Origin of the sequence: Nocardia bhagyanarayanae (genome assembly GCF_006716565.1) — a bacterium.
GTDB classification, from domain to species: domain Bacteria; phylum Actinomycetota; class Actinomycetes; order Mycobacteriales; family Mycobacteriaceae; genus Nocardia; species Nocardia bhagyanarayanae.
Window position 1 is genome coordinate 5628168 of record NZ_VFPG01000001.1, and the last position, 26938, is coordinate 5655105.

Annotated in this window: 16 protein-coding genes and 1 pseudogene; 7 read left to right on the top strand and 10 right to left on the bottom strand. The window is 70.3% G+C overall.

Going from position 1 to position 26938, the window contains the following annotated elements; all coding sequences use genetic code 11:
• Positions 1 to 20: 20 nt before the first annotated feature.
• From FB390_RS24650 to FB390_RS24660, 3 genes are read right to left on the bottom strand one after another with little or no spacing between them, the layout of a single operon-like run.
• On the bottom strand, positions 21 to 1061 hold the full coding sequence (locus tag FB390_RS24650) for an alpha/beta hydrolase (protein ID WP_141811087.1): 1041 nt from the start codon (positions 1059 to 1061) through the stop codon (positions 21 to 23).
• A complete protein-coding gene (locus FB390_RS24655; RefSeq protein WP_141811088.1) occupies positions 1058 to 2008 on the bottom strand; it encodes an acyl-ACP desaturase in 951 nt (316 codons plus the stop codon). Before FB390_RS24655 ends, FB390_RS24650 begins: the two co-directional genes overlap by 4 nt.
• Positions 2009 to 2067: 59 nt before the next feature.
• On the bottom strand, positions 2068 to 3039 hold the full coding sequence (locus FB390_RS24660; RefSeq protein WP_141811089.1) for an RsbRD N-terminal domain-containing protein: 972 nt from the start codon (positions 3037 to 3039) through the stop codon (positions 2068 to 2070).
• Positions 3040 to 3470: 431 nt separating this feature from the next.
• On the opposite strand from FB390_RS24660, the gene FB390_RS24665 reads away from it, so the two are divergent.
• Positions 3471 to 5021: an acyl-CoA carboxylase subunit beta gene (locus FB390_RS24665; protein ID WP_141811090.1), complete on the top strand. Its 1551-nt coding sequence runs from the start codon at positions 3471 to 3473 to the stop codon at positions 5019 to 5021.
• Positions 5022 to 5249: 228 nt separating this feature from the next.
• Here FB390_RS24665 and FB390_RS24670 read toward each other — a convergent pair whose 3' ends face one another.
• A complete protein-coding gene (locus FB390_RS24670) occupies positions 5250 to 5852 on the bottom strand; it encodes an Rv1733c family protein (protein ID WP_141811091.1) in 603 nt (200 codons plus the stop codon).
• Positions 5849 to 6508 (bottom strand): TetR/AcrR family transcriptional regulator, encoded by a 660-nt coding sequence (locus FB390_RS24675; protein WP_141811092.1) that lies wholly within the window; start codon positions 6506 to 6508, stop codon positions 5849 to 5851. Before FB390_RS24675 ends, FB390_RS24670 begins: the two co-directional genes overlap by 4 nt.
• Before the next feature lie 450 nt (positions 6509 to 6958).
• On the opposite strand from FB390_RS24675, the gene FB390_RS24680 reads away from it, so the two are divergent.
• From FB390_RS24680 to FB390_RS24695, 4 genes are all read left to right on the top strand, one after another.
• Positions 6959 to 9064 (top strand): AMP-binding protein, encoded by a 2106-nt coding sequence (locus tag FB390_RS24680; protein WP_141811093.1) that lies wholly within the window; start codon positions 6959 to 6961, stop codon positions 9062 to 9064.
• A gap of 259 nt (positions 9065 to 9323) precedes the next feature.
• Entirely contained in the window at positions 9324 to 15734 is a 6411-nt protein-coding gene (locus FB390_RS24685; protein ID WP_141811094.1) for a type I polyketide synthase, read from the top strand.
• Entirely contained in the window at positions 15731 to 17167 is a 1437-nt protein-coding gene (locus FB390_RS24690; RefSeq protein WP_246124194.1) for an MFS transporter, read from the top strand. The genes FB390_RS24685 and FB390_RS24690 overlap by 4 nt, the downstream gene beginning before the upstream one ends.
• A gap of 47 nt (positions 17168 to 17214) precedes the next feature.
• Positions 17215 to 18597 carry a condensation domain-containing protein gene (locus FB390_RS24695; RefSeq protein ID WP_141811095.1) on the top strand — a complete coding sequence of 461 codons (1383 nt, stop codon included), beginning with the start codon at positions 17215 to 17217 and terminating at the stop codon, positions 18595 to 18597.
• Positions 18598 to 18829: 232 nt separating this feature from the next.
• Here FB390_RS24695 and FB390_RS24700 read toward each other — a convergent pair whose 3' ends face one another.
• Complete coding sequence (locus FB390_RS24700) at positions 18830 to 19774, bottom strand: helix-turn-helix domain-containing protein (RefSeq protein WP_141811096.1); 945 nt, start codon at positions 19772 to 19774, stop codon at positions 18830 to 18832.
• A 306-nt stretch (positions 19775 to 20080) separates the two neighbouring features.
• On the opposite strand from FB390_RS24700, the gene FB390_RS24705 reads away from it, so the two are divergent.
• Positions 20081 to 21292 (top strand): NADH-quinone oxidoreductase subunit E, encoded by a 1212-nt coding sequence (locus FB390_RS24705; RefSeq protein ID WP_141811097.1) that lies wholly within the window; start codon positions 20081 to 20083, stop codon positions 21290 to 21292.
• A 6-nt stretch (positions 21293 to 21298) separates the two neighbouring features.
• On the opposite strand, the gene FB390_RS24710 is transcribed toward FB390_RS24705, so the two are convergent.
• From FB390_RS24710 to FB390_RS24720, 3 genes are all read right to left on the bottom strand, one after another.
• A complete protein-coding gene (locus FB390_RS24710) occupies positions 21299 to 22351 on the bottom strand; it encodes a fused (3R)-hydroxyacyl-ACP dehydratase subunits HadA/HadB (RefSeq protein ID WP_141811098.1) in 1053 nt (350 codons plus the stop codon).
• 48 nt (positions 22352 to 22399) lie between these two features.
• Complete coding sequence (locus tag FB390_RS24715; protein ID WP_141811099.1) at positions 22400 to 23821, bottom strand: lipase family protein; 1422 nt, start codon at positions 23819 to 23821, stop codon at positions 22400 to 22402.
• A 212-nt stretch (positions 23822 to 24033) separates the two neighbouring features.
• On the bottom strand, positions 24034 to 25191 hold the full coding sequence (locus tag FB390_RS24720) for a lipase family protein (protein WP_425465918.1): 1158 nt from the start codon (positions 25189 to 25191) through the stop codon (positions 24034 to 24036).
• Between the two features lie 333 nt (positions 25192 to 25524).
• Here FB390_RS24720 and FB390_RS24725 point away from each other — a divergent pair, with 333 nt between their 5' ends.
• Positions 25525 to 25767, top strand: coding sequence for a hypothetical protein (locus FB390_RS24725; protein ID WP_141811100.1), 243 nt, complete (start codon positions 25525 to 25527; stop codon positions 25765 to 25767).
• A 4-nt stretch (positions 25768 to 25771) separates the two neighbouring features.
• Here the strand turns inward: FB390_RS24725 and FB390_RS34930 are convergent.
• A pseudogene (locus FB390_RS34930) lies at positions 25772 to 26807 on the bottom strand (alpha/beta hydrolase family protein).
• Between the last annotated feature and the right edge of the window lie 131 nt (positions 26808 to 26938).

The window sequence follows — 26938 nt, forward strand, 5'->3', positions numbered from 1 at the left end:
CATTCCACCGCGACGCCGGGTCACACCCCCAGCGCCGTGGCCAGCACGCGCCAGGCGCGCGGCAGCTGCGCCTCGAAGTCCGGCCAGGTGTGCATGCCCGCGTCCGAGTACTCGACCTCGGCCGGGATCCCCAGTTCGGCGAGCCGGCCCGCGAACCGTTCGGTGCACGCGCGGGCGCCGGCCTCGAGCGCTGCGCCTCCCCCGGCGAGGCGCAGCGCGTCGACGACCGACGGCGCCGCCGCCACCGCGGCCAGATCGGCGGCGGTGGGGGCGCCCGAGGCGGCGGACAAGTAGATGGCGGTGCCGCGCAGCTTGTCCGCGCCGAGCAGGCTGTCGTGCGCCGCCCACTCGGGCGAACTCGGTGGGCCCCAGAGGTTTTCCACGTTCCCGCCGCGCGAGGCCACCGTGATCGTGGTGACCGCGTGACCGAGCGGATCGGCGGTGGAATAGCAGCCGCTCATGCCCGCGACCGCCAGATAATGGCCGGGATGGCGCTGCGCGAGCATCATCGCCGCCTGCGCGCCCATCGAGACGCCCGCGATGGCGCGCCGACCGTCGGCCTTCAGCAGCGATTCCACGATCGGCGGCAGTTCCTCGGTGAGGAAGGTCTCCCAGCGGTTGAGCCCCAGCGCGGCGTCGTGGCGCTGCCAGTCGCTGTACATGCTGCCGGTGCCGCCGGTGGTGAGCACCACATCGACCGGTTTGTCCGCGAAGAACCGCTCCGCGCCGCCCTTGGTGAGCCAGCCGGAGGTCGGTTCGCCGTCGACGCCGTCGAGCAGGTACAGCGTCGGGCGCGGGCCCGAGCCCGAGCCCCGCAGGACGTCGACCTCGATGACCCTGCGCATCGCGGCGGAGGCGATGTGCAGGCGGTCGCGGCGCGGACCCAGGCTCTCGATGGTCAGCAGACCGGTCCTGGTCATCTTCGGATCGACCGCGGGCGCCTGCGTCGGCGCGGCCGCCGGGCTCGCGGGCGCGGCGAGCACTTCGGCGAGCACGGGCGCGGTAGTCGCGGCGGCGAGCACGGACAACGCCGCCATGGTGATCGAGACTCGTCTACTCATGAACTCGCGGCGGCTCGCTCTGTCCGACGGGCCGCGGCCCGTTCCCGCTGTTCCTCGAAGCGTCGTGCCCGCTGCTCCAGGTCCTCGAGGAAGGCGTGCAGCTCGTCGCGGGCCCGCTCCCCGTCGCCGGACAGGTCCGTGCGCTCGAAGACGTTCCACGCCCGCAGCACGGGCCGCACCACCACGTCCAGATGCTGGCGCAGATCGTAGATGCCGTGCTTGGCCAGCAGCACGGCGTTGCGGCGGAAGTTGGGCTGCGTCAGACCGGGCATCTGGAATTGGGTGACGATGTCGGTGATCGCGCGCAGCATCGCGTTGGGCGTGAGGTCGAGGGCCGCGGCGCTCAGATTGCGATAGAAGATCATATGCAAGTTCTCGTCGGCTGCGATTCGTTGCAGCATACGCTCCGCGAGTGGTTCGTCGCACGCGGCCCCGGTATTTCGATGACTGATCCTGGTCGCCAATTCCTGCAACGTCACGTAGGCGACCGAACGCAGGAACTGCGGTCCCCTGACGGGTTTCGCGACGCCGGTCGTCATGTGCTGCATCCGCGCCGCTTCCAGCGCAACGGGATCCACCGCGCGAGTCACCACCAGATAATCGCGCATCACGATGGCGTGCCGATTCTCCTCGGCGGTCCAGCGGCCGACCCAGGTGCCCCAAGCGCCGTCCAGCGAAAAGGATTCCGAGATCTCCCGGTGATAGGAGGGTAGATTGTCCTCGGTGAGCAGATTCGTGATCATCGCGACCTGAGCGACTTCGGACAGCCGGGATTGTCCCGGCTCCCAATCGATTCCGCCCAGGGCGGCGAAATTGCGGCCGTCGTCCCACGGCACGTAGTCGTGCGGCTGCCAGCCCTTGGCCTTGCGGAGATGGTCGTCGAGGAGACGCTCCGCGACCGGCTCCAGTTCGCGCAGCAGGTCGAGATCGGTCGACGCGGTGGTCACTGGTCACACTCCTTGCCCGCCTCGAACATCGAGGCGTGTCCGACGATAAGGCCGAAAAATCAGGCCGAACGCCCCATTCGCGGATTGTTGGGCGAGTTGACTACCGCCCCTCTGGCCTGCTGGGGCCCGTCACAACCGATCGATTCCCCCAGGCCCGCCATCGGATACAGGCCGGGAGGACGGTTCGCCGCCCGGATCCGGCCGAGCAGATCGTGCGCGCGTCCGGCGAGTTCCGGTATGCGGCAACGAGCCCCGGCCGTGACCGTCGCCGTCAGCGGGACTTCCGCGGCCTCGCTCACCACCTCGAGCACCTCGGCCGTCATGGCCAACGGCGTGAGCGCGGAGGCCTCGTCGATCGGCACCAGCACGGTGCCGCCCTCGGTGGACAGCAGCGACAGCGCACGCGAGCCGAGCGGATTGGCCAAGGCGGCCTGCACTCTGCGCAGTTTGCGGCGTCCCGCCGTCGCGCCGCCGCCCGGACGCAACTCGTCGCTGTGCCGCGGGATCGACACGGCGACCACCTGGTACGACGGCGCGATGCTGATACCGGTCTGCTTGGCGAGCTGGGCCACGCCGTGCCCGCTGAGCAGGGCCGAGACGAGGGTCTGCGCCGCCGTCTGGTGCTCCTTGGCGACCAGCCGGTGTTCCTCGACGTAGGCCGTCGACGCCCCCACCGTCACCATCTCCAGCGCGCGCACGATCAACCGGGCGCCCGCCACCACCTGATCGGAGTCGCCGCTGTTCGCCGCGAGGAATTCCAATCCGGAACGAATGCCGTCGTGATACGCCCCGAGCACCGTTTCCAGCGCGACGCCTTCCCGCGCCCAGCGCGTGGCGCTGCCCGCGATCTCCGCCGGTTCCGGAGCGGCCGGAAAAGCACCGGGCTCCAGCACTTCCACCGCCTCGGCGAGGCAGTTCCGCGTTATCGTCACGAGATCACCGGGCGGCACTCCGCGCGGCCGATATCGCAGATGCTCCACGAGTTTCGTACGCAGCGTCTCGGTGCCCGAACCGGCCTGTGTGCCCGCCATGACTGTCGAACAATAGCGGCGATCGCGGCGAAATCCCTTCGCGTTACCGAGTTCCGGGCATTTCATCAGGCCGCACCCGAGGTGTTGGGCGGAATCACAAGCAGATCACGGCTTTTCGCGCGGCGGGCGCGGCGCGAAGCGGCGTCACCGACAGCTTACGACCGTACCGGTTGGAATTGTCGGGCGTCCTGCCGCGCGGTCGACCGAATATTTTCCGGGGCGTTCGGCGAATTCCGTCGAACCGGCGTAACCCGGGGCGGCCGGGAAGCGATAGGACATCCGACAAAGAGCGCGGTATCGCCCGCTGGAAGTTGTCGCATGAGTAGGGTGGCCCGTAGTGTGCCGCGCGTCTCATCACCGATAGCATCGAGCGCCGCGCCTCCGTACCGCGGACCGGGCGCCACGTCGAGTGCGAAGGACAACACGGACATATGACCGGTACGCGAGAGAAGCTGGAGCAGCTCCGGGGCATCCTGGAGCTCGCCGAGGAGCCCGCAGGCGAGGCGGGGATCGCCAAACGCAAGGCCAAGGAGATCCCCAGCGCCCGCGAGCGGGTCCGTATGCTGCTCGACCCCGGTACCTTCGTGGAGATGGGGGCGCTGATGCGCCAGCCGGGCGCGGGCAGCGCCATGTACGGCGACGGCGTGGTCACCGGCCGCGGGTACATCGACGGCAGGCCCGTCGTGGTGATCGCGCACGATCAGACCGTGCACGGCGGCTCGGTCGGCGAGATGTTCGGCCGCAAGGTCGCCGCGGCCATGGAGTTCGCCTACGAGAACGCCTGCCCGGTGATCGCGATCAACGACTCGGGCGGCGCCCGCATCCAGGACGCGGTCGCCTCGCTGGCCTGGTACGCGCTGATGTGCCGTCGCCAGGAGGACCTGTCCGGCTTCGTGCCGCAGGTGGCGATCATGCTCGGCAAGTGCGCGGCAGGTTCGGTGTACGGCCCGGTCAACATGGACGTGCTGGTCGCGACCGACAAGTCGTACATGTTCGTCACGGGCCCCGAGGTCATCAAGGCGGTCACCGGGGAGACCGTGAGCGCCGAGGAGCTCGGCGGCGCGGTCGTGCAGGCGCGCACCGGCACCGTGCACCACGTCGCGAGCAGCGAGCGCGCCGCGTTCGACTGGGTGCGCGAGTACCTGGGCTACCTGCCCTCCAGCTGCCTGGAACAACCGCCGATCGTCAACCCGGGGCTCGAGCCGGAGATGACCAAGCACGACCTCGAGCTGGACTCGATCATCCCGGACGCGGACAAGGTCGGCTACGACATGCACGACATCCTCGTGCGCATCTTCGACGACGGCGCCTTCCACGAGGTCAGCGCCGGTACCGCGCAGAACCTGATCACCGGCTTCGCGCGGGTGGACGGGCGCAGCATCGGCGTGATCGCCAACCAGCCGATGGTGCTCGGCGGCGCGCTCGACGCGGCGTGCTCGGACAAGGCCACCCACTTCATCCGCCTCTGCAACGCCTTCGGCCTGCCGCTGGTGTTCGTGGTGGACACCCCCGGCGTGCTGCCCGGCATCGAGGAGGAGCGCAGCGGCGTCATCAAGCGCGGCGGGCGGTTCTTCCGCGCGGTGATCGAGGCGACCGTGCCGATCGTCACCGTGGTGACCCGCAAGGCCTACGGCGGCGGCTACGCGGTGATGGGCTGCAAACAGCTCGGCGCCGACATCAGCCTGGCCTGGCCGACCGCGAGGATCGCGGTGATGGGCGCGGAGAGCATGGTCGGCATCATCGGGCGCAGGCAGCTGGAGGCGACGCCCGCCGACCAGCGCGCCGAGGTGCGCCAGCAGATGATCGACTTCTACAACGCCACCATGGCGACGCCGTGGATCGCCGCCGAGCGCGGCTACATCGACGCGGTGATCGAGCCATCGCAGACCCGCCTGGAGATCCGCAAGGCGCTGCGGCTGCTGCGCGACAAGGACCCCAAGCCGAAGCACAACCCGCGCAAGCACAGCCTCTTCCCCGTGTAACCGAAACAAACCGGTTGTGCTGTCTCACAACACATCCCATGAGGGGTCGTGGGATCGCCGGATGTTCCGCGAGGCGGGGACACCGGGCGATCCCGTCGCCTAATCTCGGATCTGTGTCCGGCCCTACGTTCGCCGCGCAGCGGCCGGACACAGTGGCGTGCCTGCCGTGGTTTGTTCCCTACCCTTACCCGGCGGGCACGCCGCACTTCGTCGCGCGAGGCGCGCGGGTCAGACCGCGCCGCGGCCGCCCCAGGTGAGACCCGCTGTCGCCCATTCGGTTTCCCACAGCCGCGCACGCCTGCGGTCCAGGCTCGCGCGCAGCAGGCAGTAGCCGGTCACGAAGCACACGAGCACCGCGCCCGCCACCGCGCTCGACAGCAGCACAGCACGGCTCAGCGCTCGGGTCTCCGACGGCGGCTCCACCACCCGGCCGTCCCGATCTAGCCAGATGCTCACGGCGGCACCAGGTTTCACCAAGGTGCTGGAGCGATAGTCCTCGACACGGGTGACGCCCGCGTCGTCGACCCAGGACACCCGCGCGGGCGTGATCGGCGCGTACAGCGGCGCCTTGCCGACCTCGACCACGGTGGCGTCCACGCGACGCAGTTCGGCGATACGACTCTCGACCACCCGGGATTCCGTCTCGTAGACCCGGCCGCCGATCCCGATCGCCACCAGTGGGACGACGACGAGGAACAGCAGGGTCAGCAACATGCCGACCCCGGATTGCAGCCGATCCTCTCTGCGCCGCATCGGATTTCGGTCCAGGCCCATCCGTCGGCAGGTCCGGCGCACGATGCCCGCCGACCCGACCGGACGTTCCTCGGTCATGACGCCGACTCCTCGTACTCGATGGTGCACTCGATGTCGTTCGCCACCCCGGCGAGGGTGTCGAAGAAGCCTTCGATGAGATCGGGCAGGCCGTCCGGGTCCGCCCCGGCCGCCCAGGTCTGCAAGGCCGCGACGATGAGCCCGGAACACGCCGCGACGACGGTCGCCGGGCGCAGATCCCGCGCCGGGTCCACGCCGAGGCGCGCGGCCAGAATGCGCACCGATTCGCGTTGCCCCTCGTTGCGGATGCGTTGATAGCCGGCCAGCAGCGCCGGTTCGTCGTCGAAGCGCTGGAACAGCGCCCAGCGCCTGGCGAGCAGACCGGCCCGCTCCCCGGTGTACTCGGCGGTCAGCCAGTCGTGCACAGCGTTGCGATAGGCCCGCAGCGGCGGCTCGTCGGCCGGGCGACGGGCCAGCGCCTCGTTCAGCAGGTGCATGTCCTGGTCGATGTCGCCGAGGATCGCCGCCTCGATGGACGGGAAGTGGCGGCTGAAGGTGCGCCGGGTGACGCCGGCTCGCTCCGCGATGTCCTCCACGCCCACCGCGGCCAGACCCCGCTCGGTCAGCAGATCGAACGCGGCGCGCGACAGCGCCTCGCGGCTGCGGCGGGTGCGCAGTCTGCGGCCATCCAGGTCGACGGCGTCGTCGGTGCCCATGTACTCATCCTACCAATATTGTCCCGACGGGACATTAGTTTCCCGCTCTCCACCACACGTCAGGGCAGTACCCGCTACCGATCGCATCGAACGGCACTGCCCGAACGCGGGTGCCCGGCGTTCGCTTCGACGGTGACGACGGCCGGCAACCGAACCGAGGCGCTCGACCCAGCGACAGTTCGGGCGCCACCCACTCATGACTTCTCACAAAGCTGTCCGAAATTGCCCGGAAATCGTTTTCGTGTGCATCTTGCGAAATCGCCGTCGGAGAAACCCGCCGACCCGAGCCGAGTTGCGCTCGACCACAGTCGAATCAGCCGCCGGATGGGTCCGAAAACAGTTCGCTACCAGGCGAAATGCCGGACCCTTGACCAGAATTGCGGCGGGAGCTACAAATGAAATCTCCGCCGACCCGAGCTGTTCGAACCGGCCGACGAGAATTGCAAGCCAGTGGTTACCGACGTCATCGATGTGACCGTGGAATTCCCGATCCCCCGCCAGTCGGTGTGGGACCTGCTCCGCGAGCCGCAGACCTACCCCCGCGTCTTTCCCGGGATCGGCGCGTGCGAACCGCTGGAATCCGTTGGCGGACATCAGATGCTGCGCTTCCGCGTCGGCACCGCCGAGCTCGGGGTCCGCACCCAGGTCATCCAGCTGCGGATCGGCCGCTGGTACGAAAGCCTCGAGCTGGTCAGCCCGACGCTGGGCAGCTTCGCCTCGATCCGGCTGCGCGGCACCGAGGAACGCACCCGCGTCTCGGTCACGTTCTTCGGACCCGGCCGCATCCATCCGGCCGTCGCGAAGCTCGGTAACGGCGCGATCATCGCCTGGACCGAGCGCGGCCTGCGTCGCATCGCCGATCTGGTGCGCGGCGCGACCACCTCGGTCGTGGTCAACGGCGAGAACTCCCCGGTCCGCCGCCGCGCGGAGGTGGCGCGGCAGATGATGGCCACCGGCGTGGTGCGCGCCTACCGCCCCGACCTCGGCTTCAAACAGCTGCGCAGGCTCTCCGAGTGGGGATTCAATCTCGCGGGCGGTTACGCGGCGGCGGCCGCGTTCGCACCGGAGCGCACCGCCCTGATCGAGGCGCGCGGCGCGCGCACCTTCGCGGAGATGCACGAGCGCACCAACGCCATCGCGGGCGCCATGTCGATGCTCGGGCTCGCGGCGGGCGACGCCATCGGACTGCTCGCGCGCAACCACGGTGGAATGGTCGAGACCATGGTGGCGGCGGGCAAGCTCGGCGTCGACGTGGCGCTGCTGAACACCGGCCTACCGGCGCGGCGCATCGAAGAGGTGGTGCAGCGCGACAAGCTCACCGCGCTGTTCGTCGACGGCGAATTCGACCATCTCGTGCAATACCTGCACGCCGATCTTCCGCGCTACGCCACCGACCGGACCAAGCCGGTGCCGGGCCGGACCACCCTCGACGATCTCGCGGACATGGGGCACAAGGATTTCCGCAAGCCCGCGCATCCGGGCAAGCTGATCGTGCTCACCTCGGGCACCTCCGGCACCCCGAAGGGCGCGCGCCGTCCGCACGCCAAGGGGTTCAGCACCATCGCGGCGCTGCTGTCCCGCATTCCGCTGCGCATGGACGAGACCATGCTCATCCCCGCGCCGCTGTTCCACACCTGGGGCTTGGCCGCGCTGCAACTGAGCACCGCGCTGCGTTCCACGGTGGTGCTTCCCGAGCAGTTCGACGCCGAGGACTGCTTGCGCCTGATCGCCGAACACCGGGTGAGCACGTTCATCGCGGTGCCGATAATGGTGCACCGCACCCTGGAGCTGCCCGCGCACGTCCGGGCCCGCTACGACACCTCGAGCCTGCGGGTGGTGGCCAGCTGCGGCGCGCCGCTCGCCGCGAGCACCGTGCTCGACTTCATGGACGCCTACGGCGACGTCCTCTACAACGTCTACGGCTCCACCGAGGTGTCCTGGGCGACCATCGCCGACCCCACCGACCTGCGCGAGGCGCCGACCACCGCGGGCCGCCCGCCGCTCGGCACCAAGGTCGCGGTGCTCGGCCCGGACCGCAAGCCGCTGCCCGTCGGCGCGACGGGGCACATCTACGTGAGCAATCACATGCTCTTCGACGGCTACGTCAACGCCGCGCCGCCGGACGAGGCCGACGGCATGCTCGACACCGGCGATCTCGGCTTCCTGGACGCCACGGGCAAGCTGTTCATCGCGGGCCGGGACGACGAGATGATCATCTCCGGCGGCGAGAACGTCTTCCCGCGCCCGGTCGAGGAGGCGCTGGCCTATCTGCCGCAGGTCCGCGAGGTCGCGGTGGTCGGCGTCCCCGATCGGGAATACGGCCAGCGCCTCGCCGCCTTCGTGGTGAAACGCGAAGGAGCGGGCCTGGATTCGGATATGGTCCGCAACTACATCCGCAATCGGCTGAGCCGGTTCTCGGTGCCGCGCGACGTCACCTTCCTCAACGCGTTGCCCCGCGGCGAGACCGGCAAGATCCTCAAGCGCCTGCTCACCGGCGGCCAGGAAGACGCCGCCCAGCATCCGATCATCGGGACGATCGCCCCCGGCTCGTTCTGACCCGTTCGGCGAACCGCGCTTCGCCGAACGCCACCGCAGGAAACCCGGCGGGCCGACGCCCGTCGCCGCACGCGGGCGGCGATTCCGAGGCAACCGTAAGCCCTTGGTGCGCTTCACAGTTGGTCGCGCGCGTGCGTTGTGTGATGACGGAATCTTCGGAGCGGAAAGCTGCGCCGCCAAGGGGGGCGGCCGATACTTCGACCGTCTCATCTTTCGCCGCCAGTGGCGACTCGGTTGCCCGAGTTCGGGAGGATCCACCATGTCGGACATTGCCATCGTCGGAATCGGCTGCCGGTTCGCCGGCGGTATCGAATCCCCGGAGACGTTCTGGGATTTCGTGGTCGACAAGCGGGACGCGGTCGTCGAGATTCCGGCGAGCCGGTGGGACTATCGCCGGTACTACGATCCCGACAAGCGCACGCCCGGCCGTAGTTACACCAAGCGCGGCGCGTTCATGACGATCGACCCGTGGGAGTTCGACCCCGATTTCTTCGGCATCTCCGCGCGCGAGGCGACGGGTCTGGACCCGCAGCAGCGGCTGCTGCTCGAGGTGACCTGGGAGGCGCTCGACGACGCGGGCATGGCCGGACGCGCGGCAGGCGCCTCGGTCGGGGTGTACGTCGGAGGATTCGTGGTGGACCAGTCGGTCGTCGGCGTCGTCGGACCCGCGCTGGCGCACGTGGACATGCACACGGCGGCCAGCGCCTCCTACACCATGCTGTCCAACCGAATCGCCTACGCCCTCAACTTGATCGGGCCCGCGATCACCGTCGACACGGCCTGTTCGTCCTCGCTGGTCGCCTTCCACCTCGCCTGCCAGGCGCTGCACAACGGCGACTGCGAGGTGGCGATCGCGGGCGGGGTCAACGTGATGCTGCAACCCGAGACGTTCGTGATGATGTGCAAGGGCGGCTTCCTCGCCGCCGACGGCCGGTGCAAGTCCTTCGACGCCGCGGGCGACGGGTACGGTCGCGGCGAAGGCGGCGGCATGGTGGTGCTGAAGAAGCTCGACGACGCGCTGCGCGACGGTGACCGGATCTACGCGGTGGTCAAGGCCACTGGCTCCAATCAGGACGGCCGCACCACCGCCATCACCGTGCCGAACGCCGATTCCCAAGAGGCGCTTGCTCGTTCGGTGTGCGCGCGGGCGGGTCTCGCGCCGGACCTGATCAGCTACGTCGAAGCGCACGGCACCGGAACCCCGGTCGGCGATCCGATCGAGTTGCGCGCGCTCGGGCGCGTTTACGGTGCCGAGGCCGGGTGCGCGGAGTCCCTCGGCGTCGGGTCGCTCAAGGCGACCCTCGGGCATACCGAGGCGGCCTCGGGCATCGCGAGCGTCATCAAGTCCGCGCTGGCCATCAGCCACCGGACGCTGCCGCCGCAGGGCTGGCTGGACACGCCCAACCCCGACATCCCCTTCGACGAGCTCGGCCTGCACATCCAGCTCGAGCCGCGACCGCTGGCTCCGGAGGACGGTCCGATGACCGTCGCCGTCAACGGTTTCGGCTACGGCGGCACCAACGCCCACGCGATCCTCCAGGAGTTCCGCGCGGCGGCCGCGACCCCCGAGCCGAAGCCGGCACGGCACTTCGGGGTGCTGCCCCTCTCCGCCCGCTCCACCGCCGCCGTTCGCGCCATGGCCGGTCGCTTCGCGGATCTGCTCGCCGCGGGCGCCGATCGCGATCACCTCGCCGAGGCGGCGTGGACCCGCCTTGCTCACCACCAGTACCGCACCGGCGTGCTGGTCGGCGAGACCGAGGAAATGATCAGGGACTTACGGCAATTCGCCGCGGGCGAAGGTCGCGACGCCGCGCGCACCGTCGCGCGCCGCACCGACGAGCCCGTGTTCGTCTTCTCCGGCATGGGCCCGCAGTGGTGGGGCATGGCGCGCGACCTGCTCGGCGCACACGGCGCCTTCGCCGCGGAGGCCGAGCGGATCGACGCCGCCTTCCGCGCGGTGTCGGGATGGTCGATCATCGAGGAGCTGCTGCGCCCCGAGGCGGAATCCCGGGTGACCGGCACCGAGGTCGCCCAGCCCGCCAACTTCCTCGTGCAGGCTGCGCTGGTGGCGGAGCTGGCCGAGTACGGCATAAAACCCGCCGCCGTGGTGGGGCACAGCGTCGGCGAGGTGTCGGCCGCCTACGTCACCGGCATGCTGTCGCTGGAGGACGCCGTGCGCGTCGCCTACCACCGGGCCAGGCTCCAGGCCACCACCGCGGGCTCGGGCGGCATGCTCGCCGTCGGTCTCTCCGCGCAGCAGGCGCGGGAACTGCTCGGCGACGACGACGCGGTGGACATCGCGGCGGTCAACAGCGCGAGCGCGCTCACCCTCTCCGGCGACGTGGACAGGCTGGACGAGATCGCCGAAAAGCTCACCGAGGACGGCGTTTTCGCGCGCAGGCTGCGGGTGGAGGTGCCGTACCACAGCAGGCTGATGGATCCGATACTGGACGAGCTGCGCGCGATGCTAGCGGAGCTCACGCCGAAGGAACCCGGCATCCCGCTCTACTCCACCGTCACCGGGGCACGGGTCACCGCCGCGGACTGGGACGGTGAATACTGGTGCGCGAACGTGCGCAGACCGGTGCGCTTCGCCGACGCGATCACCGCGATCCTCGGCGCGGGCAACCGGGTCTTCCTCGAGATCGGTCCGCATCCGGTGCTCTCCGGCAATATCCGGGAGATCCTGCTCGGCTCCGGCGAGAACGGCACCACCGTCGCCACGCTGGACCGCAAGCAGCCCGATTCCGAGAGCGTGCGCAAGACCCTGATCGGTCTGCACAGCGCGGGCGTGCTCGATCTGGACGCGCTGTTCCCGCCCGCGCGCCCGGCGACCCCGCATCTGCCGCTGCCGCGCTACCCCTGGCAGCGCACCCGATTGCATTCCCCGCTCCCGATCTTCGAGCAGATGAAGAAGGGATCGCCGGGCGGCTACGCCATGCTCGGCGACCCCGATCTGGAGGGTCGTCCCGGCTGGCTGTTGCAGGTCGGCACCGAGACGCTGCCGTGGCTGGCCGATCACGTCGTCGGCGGTGCCCGCATCCTGCCCGGCGCGGCTTACCTGGACGCCGCGCTCAGCGCCGCGGCGGGCCGGATGGGCGACAGACGCGTCGCGCTCGAGCAGGTGCGCTTCGTCGCTCCGCTGGTGATGAGCGCGCCCGACGTGCCGATGCTGGAACTGAGCGTCGAGGACTCCAGCGGACGGTTCCTGATCCGCTCCCGCAACGCCACCGGCTCGGTGTGGACGGTCAACGCCATGGGCAGGCTGCTGACCGGCTCCTACGAGCCGACGAAAGTCGCGCTGCCGGAGCTGGATTCGGAGGTCGAGTTCGAACCCGAGACGTTCTATGCCGCCCTGGCCGCGCGCGGGCTCCAGTACGGACCGTCCTTCCGCAGGGTCACCGCGGTGCGCGCGAGCACCGACGCGGTGGTGGCCACCGTCGACGCGAGCATCGGCATCGGCTCCGGGCACCTGGCCCATCCCGCGGTGGTCGACGCCGCCATGCAGACGGTGGCGCTGCTGTTCGCCGACGCGAGTCTCGGTGCGGGCGCGATGGTTCCGGTCGGCGTCGACGCCGTGCGGATGTTCGGACCGCTGCCCGAGCAGGTCACCGTGGTGGCGCGGCGCGATCCATCCGCGCACCTGAGCGCCGATGTCGCCCTGCTGGACTCGGACGGGAATCCGTGTCTGCAACTGCTCGGTGTGCGGATCGGCGCGCTGACGCCCGGGCTGAGCCCGCTGCACCGGATGGCGGACTTCTACTACGAGGACACGGTGGAGCGCCGCGACCCGATCGACCCGGCCGTCCTGCCCGACACCGATTCGACCGCCGCGGTGGTACTGGCCCTGGGTAGCGGCGAGCGGGCCGAGCAGCTCGCCGCCGCGCTCCCCCGCGCCCGGTTCCATCGGGTCGGGCCCGACGATCCCGAACTGGAACCGGAGATCACCGCGCTGCTGCGCGCCGCGGCGGCGGATCCTTCGGTGCGCAGGCTGCACGTGTGCGTCGTCGCGGGCGAGGTCGCCGATCATCTGGCCGACCTGTGGAACCTCAAGCGCATCGCGGTCGCGGTCGACGCGTTCGCGGAGGACACCAGCGCCGACGACGTCCTGCCCGGCGTCGGTGACGGCTCCTGCCACGTCACCGTCGTCACCGAGCGCGCGTTCACCCTCCCGGACAGCGCCGACCAGCCACACCCCGGCCACGCCGCGCTCGCGGGCGCGCGCCGCGTGCTGCTCAACGAGCAGACCCGGCTGCGGTGGCGGCTGATCGACGTGGAACCGGAGACCTCGCTCGCCGAGCTCATCGCCGAACTCGCTGTGCCGGGGGCGTTCTCGTACGACAACACCGACGAGATCCTGCTGCGCGGCGGCGCCCGCTGGGCCCCGGTGGTGACCCGTCCGCTCCAGGAGCGCATCGACGTTCTGGAGACCGCCGAGCCGCTCACCGATCCGGAGGCGGACTTCGAGCTGGAACTGCCGAAATCACGGCTGCTCTCGGCCCTCGCGTGGCGCGCCTGCCCGCGCCGCGACCCGGGCCCCGGCGAGGTCGAGGTGCGGATGCGGGTCATCGGCCTCAATTACAAGGACCCGCTGAAGGTGATGGGCATCCTCGGCGAACGTGAGCTGGCGGGCACCTTCTTCGGCACCGCGCCCGGCATGGAGGGGGTCGGCACCGTCGTGCGGCTCGGCGCGGGCGTGGACACCGTGGCCGTCGGCGATCAGGTCGCCATCGCGGCCAAGGGCATGATGCGCAGGTACCACCTCGTCGACCAGCACGCGGTGATCCGGCTTCCCGCGGACGCCGATCCCGGATTGTGCACCAGCACAACGGCTTTCGGCACCGCCGAGTACGCGCTGCTGGACCTCGCCCAACTGCGGCCCGGCGAGACGGTGCTGATCCACGGCGCCGCGGGCGGTGTCGGTTCGGCCGCCATCCAGGTGGCGGCCGCGCGCGGCGCCCGGATCATCGGCACCGCGAGCACCGAGGAGCGGCGCGCGCACATCCTCGCCCTCGGCGCGCACCACGCGCTGAACTCCCGATCGCTCAACTTCGCCGACGACGTGCTCGGCCTGACCGGCGGCGCGGGCGCGGACGTGGTGCTCAGCACGGCGCCCGGGGAGATCCTGCGCCAGAACTTCAAGGCGGTCACCGAGTTCGGGCGCATCGTGGAGGTCGGTAAGGCCGACATCTACACCGGCGGGCTGCTGGAGCTGGCGAATTTCGACAAGAACCTGGCGTACTTCTCGATCGACCTGGACCGCATGTGCGCGGCGCGGCCCGCCCAGCTGGCCGATCTGCTGCGCCGGGTCTACGAGAAGATCGAGGCGGGCGTCTACCGACCGCTGCCCTACGAGACGTTCGAGACACACGAGGTGGCCAAGGCGTTCGACGAGGTGATTCGTTCCGCGCGGATCGGCCGGGTCGCGCTGAGCATGGAGGACGCGGCGCCGCCGGTGCGGCCGCGACTGCCGGAGGTGGAGATCGACGGCGCGGCAAGCTATCTCGTCACCGGCGGCTTCGGCGGCTTCGGCTTGGCGACGGGACGCTGGCTGGTGGCCAAGGGCGCGCGACGGCTGGTGCTCGTCGGCCGCGGCGGCGCGACGACCTCGGCCGCCAGGCAGCAGATCACCGCCTGGCGCGCGGGCGGGGTGACCGTCGTCGAGGAACTCGCCGACATCGCCGACGCCGAGGCCGTCGCCGCCGTGGTGGCCAGGGCGCACGCACTGGAGCACCCGCTGCGCGGGATCTACCACGCGGCGGGCGCGGTGGCCGACAACCGGATCGCGCTGATGGACCTCGATCAGCTCACCCGCGTGTACCGGCCGAAGGTGCACGGCGCCGAGGCGCTGCACCGGGCCGTGACCGACGCGGGCATCCGGCTGGACATGTTCGTGCTCTACTCCTCCGGCGGTTCCATGTTCGGCATCTTCGGCCAGTACAACTACACCGCCGCGAACGTCGCGGTGGAGGCGCTGGCCGAGCGGTGGGCGAGGGCGGGCGAGCGCGTGGTCTGCGTCGGCTGGGGACACCTGTCCGGCGCGACGGGCGGCATGGCCGCCGACGAGAAGGTGGCCAAGTACCTCGAGGTGGTGGGTTTCGGCCCGATCGACATGGCCGACGGCACCGTGTATCTGGAACAGACGCTGCGCCTCGGCGCGACGCGGGCGGCCGTCATTCCGACCGACTGGACCAAGCTCACCGCCGCGTTCCCACAACTCAACCGCACCGGCAGGCTGACGGCGCTGATCGCGGCCTCCGTCGAGGACAACTCGGCCGTGGCGAAGATGAAGGCCGAGCTCGCCGCCCTCGACGAGGGCAAGCGCGGGCAAGCCGTGGCGCGGATGCTCGCCGACCAGCTGGCCGTCGTGATGGGTGTGGCCCCAGAATCCATCGACCTCACCGTTCCGGTGCCGGAACTCGGCCTCGATTCCCTGATGGCGGTGGAATTCGGTGCACGCGTGAGCAAATCGCTCGGCATCGAGCTCATGTCGCTGCAAATGGGTCGCTCGTTCAGCCTCGAGCAGGTCGGCCCGAAGGTCGCCGAACTCATCCTCGCGGCGGACGCGGGCGCGCTCGGTGCGGTCTCCGCGCTGCCGGGTGCGGCGCCCGACTCCCCCGCCGCGTTCGCCGACGCGCCGACGGCCGAGCCCGTGGCGGCCGGGGCGTGACCGAGCTCGGCACCCGCCCGCCCGGCGCACGGCCGGACGGGGAGCGCGCGGCGTGGCTGGCCTTCGCCGGATGTCTGATCGCGGTGTTCATGCAGATGATCGACGTGACGATCGTCAACACGGCGCTGCCGAGCCTCACCGAGGATCTCGGCGCGTCGCGTTCGGCGCAGCTGCTCGTCGTCTCGGGCTATTCGCTGGCCTTCGCCTGCTCGCTGCTCACCGCGGCGCGGCTCGGCGAGATGGTGGGCCGCAGAACCATGTTCCTCGCCTCGGTGACCGCGTTCACCGCCGCGTCGATATGGTGCGGAACAGCCGGCACGGCAACGGAACTGGTGATCGCGCGGGTGGCGCAGGGCGTCGCGGGAGCGGGCATGGCGGCGCAGACCATCGCCATCCTGACCGCGACCTTCCCCCGCGAGCGGCACCAGCAGGTCTTCGCCCTCTACGGCGCGACGGCCGGGTTCGCGGGGATGCTCGGACCGATCCTCGGCGGGGCGCTCATCACCGCCGACCTGTGGGGGCTCGGCTGGCACACCGTCTTCCTGATGAACCTGCCACTCGGCCTCGTCGCGTTCGCCCTCGGTTGGCGCTATCTGCGCCTCGGCAAGCCCGCCGAACGCGAACGGCTCGACCTTGCCGGAGTGGCGCTGTCAACGATCAGCCTGTTCGCGCTGCTCTACGCGCTCGCCGAAATCCACCAGAACGGTTGGCGACCGGTTCCTTTCGGTGTCATCGTCGGCGCGATCGCGGTGGGCGCGGTCTTCCTCGGCTACGAGCGCAGTCTCGCGCGGCGAGCGCGCAGCCCCCTGGTACGGCTGGAGCTGTTCCGCGACCGGGCCTTCGCGCTCGGCGCGATCCTGGTGACGACGTTCTTCGGGCTGTTCACCGCGTTCGTCTTCGCCGTCTCGATCACGATGCAGGACGAGCTGCGGTTCTCGCCGCTGCGCACCGGTCTTGCCATGACGCCGTTCGCGCTCGGCGCGGGTGCGGGCGCGCTCGCCTCGCCGTTCCTCGTGCGCCGCTGGGGAGTTCGCACGCTCGCGGCCGGGATCGCGGTGTACGGCGGCTGCGTGGCGATCGGCGCGGTCTACCTGCACCTCACCGGCGGTGCGGTGAATCTCGCGCTGGCCGTCGGTCCGGTGTTCCTTTCCGGGCTCGGCGTCGGCCTGTTCGGCGTGCAACTGCAACCGCTGATGCTGGCGGCACTGGATCAGCGCAGCATGGCGGAAGCCTCCGGCGTGCTGCCCACCATCGAACAGATCGGCAACGCGGTCGGTCTCGCCCTGCTCAGCGCGATGTTCTTCCGCGCGCACACCCTGGCGGGCAGCGTCACCATGCTGCTGGCGATCGCCGCCGTCGCGATCGGCATGGGCGCGCTGACCCTGGCGCTGCCCGAGCCGCCCGAGGCCCGCGATCCGGCATCGGCGTCCTGACGGTCCCGCCAGTCCAGAAGCTCCGCATCGGCGAAATAGAGGAAGACGTGGTCAATTTCGGGCTCATCGACGAGTGGGATCCGGCGCCGGGCCGACTGATCAGCTGGGTGGCGTCGGCCGACGCGGTGGCCCGCGCCGCGCTGGCGCCGGTCCACCCGACGCCGCCGTCGCACCAGCAGGAGGAGTATCTCCAGCTGGCGCACCGCAACGCGGCCGCGGACTTTCGCTACTCGGGCCTGTGCGTGGTGACCGCGGAGGTGCCCGGCACGCTCGACCTGGACGCCATGACGCGCGCGGTCAACGCGTTCTTGCTGCGGCACGACACCTTTCGCAGCTGGTTCGCCCTCGCGAGCGGGCAGGTCCGCAGGCACGTGATGGCGCCGGACGTGATCGATTTCGTCGCGGTCGACCACGGCGACATCGACAACGCCGAGGCGATCCGCGAGCACGTCCAGAAGGAGACGCCGGGTCCGTTCCAATGGGATTGCTTCACCTTCGGCGTGATCCAGCGCGCGGACGCCGCCACGGTATACCTCGCCGTGGACCATCTGCACACCGACGGTGTCGCGCAATACATTTCGTGCTTCGACCTCGCGCACCTCTACGCGCGGGAGATGTGGGGCGACACCGGCGCGCTGCTCCAGCCCGCCAGCTACCTCGACTACTGCGCCCGCGAACGCGAGCAGTCCGCGCGGCTCACGCCGTCGTCCCCCGGTGTGCGCAAATGGCTGGAGCTGGTCCGCGGCAACGACGGCGAATTACCGTCCTTCCCTTTGGCTCTCGGCACCGGCGGGGACGGCTACCACCGCAGCGCCCACCTCACCGTGCCGCTGTTCGACGAGGCCGCGGCGCGACGTTTCGAGCAGAACTGCCGCGCCAACGGCGCCGAGTTCACCGGCGGCATCTTCGCCGCCGCGGCGCTGGCCGAACGCGAATTGGCCGACAGCGACTACTACTTCGGCATGACGCCGATCAGCACGCGCTCCTCGCTCGGCGAACTCGCCTCCGTGGGTTGGTATGTGACGCTGATCCCCGTCGCGTTCCCGATCGGCGCGACGGCGACGTTCGCGCGCACGGTCGGCCGGGCGCAGCGCGCCTACGACAACGGCCTGCGGCTGATGCCGGTCTCCTTCCACCGGGTCCTCGAGCTCGTGCCCGCCGACGCGGGATTCCGGATCGAGCCCGGCTGGTCGACCCCGATGATCTCCTATGTCGACGCCCGCGACTTCGCCGGACACGAGTACTTCGACATCGCGCACGGCGGCGTCTACGCCAACCGCGCCGCCAGCGAGGAGGTGCTGATGTGGATCAACCGGCTGCCGGGCGGCACCTCGCTGAGCGCGATCTACCCGGACACCCCGGTCGCGCACGATTCGGTGCGCCGCTACGTCACCGCGCTGCGGAGCGTGTTCGTCGCCGCGTCGTTGTGAGAAATCAACGCCCAGCTCACATCCGGCTGGGCATGTCCCAGATTCCGCTCGCCGACCTGCCCGCGCACCGAGTCCGTGCCTATGCTCGCCGAGACGGCTCCGGCCGCGGGCCGACCCGCAGCGGCCCGCGGCGCGACGAGTTCCGGAGCCGCTGAGGCAGGCCGTCCCGGTCGGTGCGACACCGCTCCCAACACCGTCGCGCCCCGCCGGGGCGGCCTGTTCGTCTGTCGCCTCAGTTCATCCCGGTCGGCTCGTCCACGGTGGGCGGCTGACGATCGCGCAGCGCTTCCAGCAACCCGCGCGTGTACTGGGGCGGCGACGCGTGCACCGAGAGCATGTTGGCGACGGCCCGGTAGGCGGCGAGATCGGCTTGCTTGTCCAAATACAGCGCGCTGGTCAGTTGCTGGAGATAGACGATGTCGGGCAGATCGGACTCGGTGAAGCGCAGCATGGTGAAGGCGCCGTCGGCCAGGGCCGGGCCACCGACATGGTCGGCGAGCACCTGCAGCGTGATGTTGGGCTGATCGACCGCCTCGAGCAGCCGGTCCAGCTGCTCGAGCCAGACCGCCGAACCACCGATGCGCCTGCGCAACGCGGCCTCTTCCACTATCACCCAGATCCGGGGCGGTTCCGGCCGGGTGAGGATGTGCTGGCGGCGCATCCGCAACGCCACCCGGCGTTCGATCGCCGCGAACGACTCGTTGGGGTGCGCGAGGGACAGCAGGGCCCGCGCGTAGTCGGCGGTCTGTAGCAGCTCGGGCACCGCCCTCGGCTCGTAGCAGCGGATCAGTCTGGCCGCCTGTTCCAGGCCGAGGTAGGTGTCGAACCACTTCGGCAGCCAGTCGTTGTCGCGGTGCCACCAGCCGGACGCGTTGGCCTGTCGGGCGAGCTCGAGGAACTCCTCGCGCTCGGTCGGGTCCGTCACGCCGTAGAGCGCGAGCAGGTCCACCAGGTCGCGTTCGCGGAATCCGGTGCGGCCGAGCTCCAAACGGCTGATCTTGGAGTGGGATCCGCGGATCGACTCACCCGCGTCCTCGCGGGAGATGCCCGCGGCCTCGCGTAATCGCCGCAATCGACCGCCCAGCAGCATCCGCAGCACCGTCGGACCACCGTCCGGGCCGGGATTCGTTCTAGGAAAAGAAGATTCGCCCGAGAGTCGCACGTCCGGAGCACCCATCCACCGATGATGCCATGAATCACGGGCGACTCTCCAGCGCGCCTCGCGTTGTCGTTCGAAAACGCACTTTCAGTCGCACGTGCGCGTCGGGGCCGAGCACCAGCCGCCAGCCGGAGACCGTGTCCGATTGGATGTGCACGACTCGATCGCGCGCATGACGCCGGACATCGGCCGCGCCGATCGTGGCGCTAACGTTTCCGCACATTCCGCCGCTATATCGAGTGTGTGGCAGACAGGTCTCGGGCCAATCGGCACACCGGCCCGCGACGAATCGAATAGGAGAGTCGTGTAGGCAGAGGTGATCGTATGGCGACCGTGGGTGTTTCGGCGGACCGATCGGCGGTTCGCGCGGTACTGCTCTCCAATCCGGCGGCGGACGAACCGCCACCGGCCTCGCTCGAGGAGGTGGAGCGGGAGATCGGCGAGGCCACGGCGGCCGAGTCGATCGCGGCGGCCCTCGAGGAATTGGCCGGCCGGACCCGCTCGCTCATCGAGAACATCGCGCTGACCTACCGCACGGTGGAAGAGCGGCGCGATATCGTCACGCATCTGGCCACCGGCCGATGGCGGACGTCCTCGCTCGTCTCGGTGCGTGCGGCGCTGCTCGCCTATGTGCGGGAAGCACCGGATCTCGACCGATTCGAGACCATTCTGGCGCTGGAGATCGCCGACCGTGACCTGACCTTCATCCTCGCCGACGCGGCGCGCTCGCGCATCCTCGCCTCGGCCGCGTGGCGGACCGGACCCGATCCCGCGGCCGAAGCGCTCGATCGCGTGCGTCCCGCGCTCCTGGCCAAGGGCCTGACGCTGGACGGCGTCGTGCTGTGCGGCTCGCAATCGGCCGCACCCGAGTTGCTCGACGATTTCGAGCGCGTTTTCCAGGTCCCCGCGGTCACCGCGGACGACCGGTACACCGCCGCGGCGGTCGGCGCCGCCCGCATCGCGGCCGCTCAGCTCCCGCAAGACCCCGGCGGCGAACCCGGCGGCGCGCCGGCGATCGCCGTCGAGAGGCGGCGCGCGGGTGTCGCGCTTCCGCTCGGCGCGGCGGCGGTGGCGGTGCTAACCGCATCGGGCATCGCGCTCTCGCGCGGCACCGACGAGGCGACGTGGGCGCGCGAGGCGAACCAGCCGGCCCCCGTCTCGGCGCCCGCCACCCCCGATACGGCGCGACCCGACGCGGCGCCGGTCCTGATCGAGGGCGCTCCCCAGCCGATCGGGCCCGCGGCCGGCGCACCGGCGAACCCCGTCCAGCCTGCTCCCGGAGCCGCGCAGGCGCGGCCCATCGACCCCGGCGACCCAGCCGATCCGTACGATCCGAACGATCCGCGCCCTTCGGAGCGCGAGACCACCACGCGGCAGACGGGACCGGCGGTCGCGGCGCCGCTCGGCGCACCCGACGACAACGGCCTGTTCCCCGGCGAACCACCCCCTCCCCCACCGGGTTCCGATCCCGCGCTCATCTCCGCGTGGCAGGCGAACCACCTGCGGCTGAACCAGCAATGGCTGTTGGGAGGGTGAGCCCGGTCAGGCGAGCAGGACGCGCGCGCTGCCCCGGCCGAACAATTTGCGAGCACCGGACATGGCCCCGACCTGCACGGTCGCGGCGCGCCGCCCCGGATCCAATTCCTTGACGCGGCCGCTGAATTCGATCGTGCTGTTCCGGTCCGCGGGCACCGGCGCGAAACCGGCGAAGCGCACGCCGTAGTCGACCACCGCGCCGGGCTCGCCGAGCCACGACGTCAGATATCCCGCGCCGAGGCCCATGGTCAGCAGCCCGTGCGCGACGACGTCGGGCAGCCCGACCGCCCTGGCGACCTCATCGCTGAAATGGATGGGGTTGGTGTCGCCGCAGACGCCCGCGTAGTTGACCAGATCGCCGCGCGAGAGCGGCACGTGGCGCGCGGGCAATTCGTCGCCGACGCGTAGGTCCTCGAAGCGGACGAGGCCGCGTCGATCGCTGTCGTCGAGCGCGTGCGGCGGGCTCGTCGCGCGCTCGGTGAGCCGAGCCGCACAGTGCTGCCGGGTAGCGCCGCCGCGCGCCGCGGCCCCCTGACCGCTCATCATCACGCCCGCCACCGCGGCCGCGAGATCGCCCGTCATCGCGACGCCGGTCTGCGCGATGACGGTACTGAACGTCGTCTGCAGCGGCCGCCCCGCGCCGTCGCTGAGCAGATTCCGGATGACGATCAGATCCCTCTCGCCGAACCGCCGGAACGACTCGAACGTGCAGTCGGAGACCAGCTCGTCGCCCGCGACGATCGGCCGGTGCACCCGCACCCGCTGCTCGGTGTGCAGCACCTGGCTGACGTCGTAGCCCGTCAATTCGGTCTCGAACATCGTCCGCTGCATCTGCAGCCACACCATCGCAGGAAAGGTCAGCGGCGCGACCAGTCCGCCGTAGCCGAGCCTCGCCGCGGCGTCCTCGCTCCAGTGCGCCGGGTGATGGTCCTGCACGGCCTGGGCGAACTCGCGGATCTTCTCCCGGCCGACCTCGTAGTGGTCGGCGAGCCGGAAGTGCCGTCCGACAAGCGCTGCGGCTTGCCCGGCGGCCGAGGGTGCGTCGATGTGCGGCGTCATACCTGTTAGATCGCGCCGCGACGGGTTAGCGCAACGTTCGCCGGGGCGTCAGCATTCGCTCACGGCGGGCACACCGCGCAAGCGCTCGTCCAGCCACAGCATCGCCTCGGGGTATCCGGTCACCGCTCCGATCAGATGCTCGCCGAGCACCCCGCGATAGACCGCGGACACACCGAGCTCGCACTGTTCGCGGTAGAGGTTGCGCGCGCCTTCGGCCGGGATCCAGAATTCCTGGTCGCCGTTGTAGATGTAGAGCGGGACCGCCGAGGGCATGTTCTCCATGCGTGTCACGCGGTAGATCTCGGCGGCGACCTCCGAGCGGAGTGGATCGGGGTAGTTCGCGGCGATGTCGATGGGCAGCATCAGCACGCCGATGGCGCCGAAGCCGCTGCCGCACAGGTCTTTCACCGGTGAGGTCGCGATCCATTTGGCCAGGTTGTTCATCCTGGCCAGGATTTCCGGGCGCTCCCTGCCGATGGCGAACACCGCGGCCATGAAGACCGCGGAGGCCAGATTGCCGTTCATGCTGCGCGCCAGGATCTCGTAATCGGCGGGTACACCGCCCAGCGCGGCGCCGACCACGACTTCGGACAGTTCCGGCGCGTAGTCCTCGATCAGCTTGACCGCGCCGTGCGTGGCGATGGCCCCGCCGGAATAGCCGAACATGCCGAAAGCGCTGGCGCCGAATTCTTCCGGCAGCAGATCGCGCACGGCGCGGATACCGTCCAGCACCGCGTGGCCCGCCACATACGGTTCGGCGTAGGCCATCCACGGGCCCTCGTGATCGGGGATCAGCACCGCGTACCCGCGCAGTACCGCCAATTGCGTTGTGGGCGGAATGAAGTCGGTGACGCTCGTGTTGTCGGTCCAGCCGTTGGCGAAGCTGTAACCAGGGGTGCAGTCGCGGCCGAGCGCGTCGATCGGCAGGTTGTTGACCACCACCGGGCGATCGCCGGGACCGGCCCACGCGCCGGCGGGCACGACCAGGGTCGCGGTGGCGAACGACGGTCTGCCGTGCGCGTCGGTGGTGCGGTACTTCATCAGCAGCGCCTGGCGGAACGGCACGAGAACGAGCAGGCCGGCCGTCGCGGTGACATCACGGACCTCGATGATCTCGCCCGGCGCGTAGTCGGCGAGGCCGGGCGGCCAGTGATCGAAGATCGGATCGCCCACCCCGGCGGGCAGCGAGGCCTCGTGCAGCGCGGCCAACGTCGGCGAGACGCCCGCGGTCTCCAGCACCGCGCCGTCCTGGCGCGGCGTCGAAACGATCGGTGGCGGCGGAATCACCCGGTCGATCCATTCCTGCACACCAGGCAGCAGCGATCCCGAAACATGGGGCACCGCGGGCAGTCCGGACAGATCGGGCAGGGCGGGCGGTGCGGGCACGGCGGGCGGATCGGCCGCGGCGTGGCCCATCGCCACCGAAGCGATCAGCAGCGTTGTCAGGAGCAGGGCACGCAAAGATCTCATGGCACACGCCTCTGGGTGCGACGTCGGGTTCGCCTGGCGCCCGGGGAGATGCGGCCGTCGACCCCCGAAATGCCCCTGGGGCCAGGGACTCAGGCTAACCGGCCGCGCCGAGGCGACAGCCGGTCCGTGCTCGAGTTGTGCGTGTCATGACGCCGAATCGCAACAACCGAGCCGAATCCGCCTGCCACGAGGCGGATTCGGCTCGGTCGGCGTCAGCAGTTGCTCGGCGCGGGTTCGCCGCGGAAGCGGGCGTCGAGCCAGCTCAGCACGGCGGGGATGCCGAGAACCGCAGCGGTCAGGTGATCGGGCACCGGAATCTGCTCGGCCTGCACCGGCACGCCCGCCGCGCACCACCTGCGGTCGGTATTGACGATCGCGTCGACCGGAACCAATCCGTCGATCGGAGAATGCCATTCGAACACCGGCGTGCGCGGCACACCGGCGTAGAGCTCGAGGCTGTTCTCCTCCACCACCGCGCGCGCGTCGCGGTCGTCGATCATCGAGGTCGTCTTCGCGAAGTCCATCGCGCCGCGTCCCGCGCCGGTAGCGATGATGTCGTTGGTGCAGCTGTTGGCGATGGCGTCGCGCGCGGCCAGCCCGCGATCGTTGAGCTGCTCGCTGAGCGGGAACCGCTCGGGATACTCGCGTTCCAAGCCGAGGCCCGCGGCCAGCGCGAGACCGAACACCGGATGCGAACCGAGGCCGAGGCCCTCGAGCATCTTGACCAGGTTCATCGGCACACCGCCCATCGCGGCGCCCGCGAGCTGGAGTTCCGGTGCGTACTCCGGCGCGAGCGCGGCCGCCCACGCGGTGGCCATCCCGCCGCCGGAATAACCGACCAGCGCGGTCGGGCTCTGCGCCAGCCGCAATTCGGACACCTGCTTGACCGCGCGGATGCCGTCCAGGGTGATCTGACCGCCCAGTTTCGCCGCGCCGTAGGCGAACTGCGGGCCGAGGTGATCGGGCAGCGCCACGGTCCAGCCGCGCTGCAACAGCACATTCCAGCCGGGCGCCTCGCGCACGATCAGATTCGGATCGCCGGTGTAGAGCACCCGGGAGACCGAGCACTCGGCGCCGAGCCCGTTGATGATGTGCTGGAAGGACAGCAACGGGCCGTCCTGCCGGTGCGCCTTCGGGGTCAGCACCGTCGTGGTGGCCGCGATCGGTTTGCCCGTGGAGTTGGTCGAGCGGAAACGCACCAGGGTGACGGTGGTGTCCGGGAAGATCACCAGCGGCGGCATCTGGCGCACCGCCAGCACGTCGCCGGGTTTCTTGCCGGCCAGGTCCGGTGGCGCGGCATAGAACGGATCCGGGTCCGGCGCGGGATAGAGCGGTTCGCTATGGCTCGCTCCGGCCACCGCCACCACCATCAACACGCCGAGCACCGCCGCTCCGAGCGCGCGCATCGAACGTAGGGCCTTCCTCATGGACTGTGCCTCCCCAGTGGGTCCAACGTTGGAGAACATCCTCATCAACGCCCGGTCGGCGTGGCAAAAAAGACAGGAAACGTGTTGACTTCTCACAAGTTTGGCCATGACACGCTGTGACCGCCGCGCACACATACTCGTGAGAATCCCCACCGAAGCCCCCGGAGCCCTGTGACTTGTCCAGCTAGTGGGATGGAACATGTTCTTCGCTATGGTCGCGGTTCTACCGTCGAGTAACCGGCGCAGGGCCGCGCCGGCCCGGAAGGAGACGGTGGCATGGACGGCACGCAGCACATCGCGGAACGCTGGCGGGGTGTCGCGGAAGCGCCGACCCGGCGCGTGACCGTCTACTTCGACGGCCCGACGCCCGAGGACGAGATCGTCCTCGAGTACGCGGCGACCAGCACCGAGGCGTGGGAGTTCACCACGGCGGCGCTGCACGCGGGACTCACCGTCACCGTCGACGGCAAGGTCCGGCCCGAGTTGCGCAGGTTGCCCTGCCGTTCGCTGTGGCGCTGAGCCCTCAGGGGTTGTCCAGCACGCGATGCAGGAAGGCCAGCGTGTCCGGCAGCGAGTCGCGCGCTGTCGCCAGGTGGTCGCCGGGATAGACCACGACTTGCAGATCCGCACCGGCCAGCGTCAGCTCGGTGACCAATCCGGCGCTCAGCGGCGCGGGCACGTCGCGATCGGTCAGGCCCTGGCCGATGAACAGCGGCACCGTGTGTCCCTCGGTCGGTATCCGCAGCATCGCGCGCACCGCGGCGAGCAGCGCCGGATCCCACAGCGGCTTGGCCAGCAGGGGTCAGGTAGCCGTCCACCTCGAGTTCGGGCGCGGTCGCGCGCAGCCCCGCCACGATCGAGGCGAAATACGCGGTCGTCATCCGGAGCGGTAGCCGCGGCACCCAGGGCCCCATCAGCGGCGCGAGATGCTCGAGGTTCGACGGCGGGCCCGTGGCGGCCGCGCCGCGCAGCCGCAGCTCCGGCGCGTCGTCCGGGGTGATGCGCGCGGTGAACAGGGCGGTCTGGCCGCCCTGGGACTGCCCGAGCACGGCCCACCGATCGCTCAGATCCGGCGCCACCGCACGCGCGGCGCGCACACCGTCGATCATGCTGCGCGCCTGCGAGGGTCCGTCGAGATACGGGTGCGTGCCCGGGGTGCCGAGCCCGACATAGTCGGTCAGCACCACGGCATAACCGGCGCGCAGCAATTCCGGGTAGACGGTGTCCAGGTACAAACGACGCGGCTGCAACGTGAACGCGCAGTGGTCGGCGATCCCGACCGTGCCGTGCGCGTAGGCGACGATCGGCCAGCCGCCCGGCGGCGGCGCGCCTTGCGGCAGATAGATCGCGCCGCCGCTCCGCATCGGCCCGCGTGGACCGCGCGACCAATAGACCAGCCGCAGCGCGGCGCCCGCGTTCGCCACGGCGACCACGTCCGGTAGCGGGGACACCTCGGTGACGGTCCCAGGCCCTTCGGCAGGATTTGCCGAGCCGGTGCCGCCGGGCGCCGACACCGAGGTGACCACGAGCATGCCCGCCATGATCAGTGCACGCTTCATCGCCCGATGATTGCCGGATCGATGCTCGTCGGGCAAGACACCACATTCGGTGTCGTCGGCGCAGGCTGTCGGTCCGCGCGCGATTACGCTCGACGGAGACGTCCGCGCCGCGCGGACGCGACAGCGCCTCG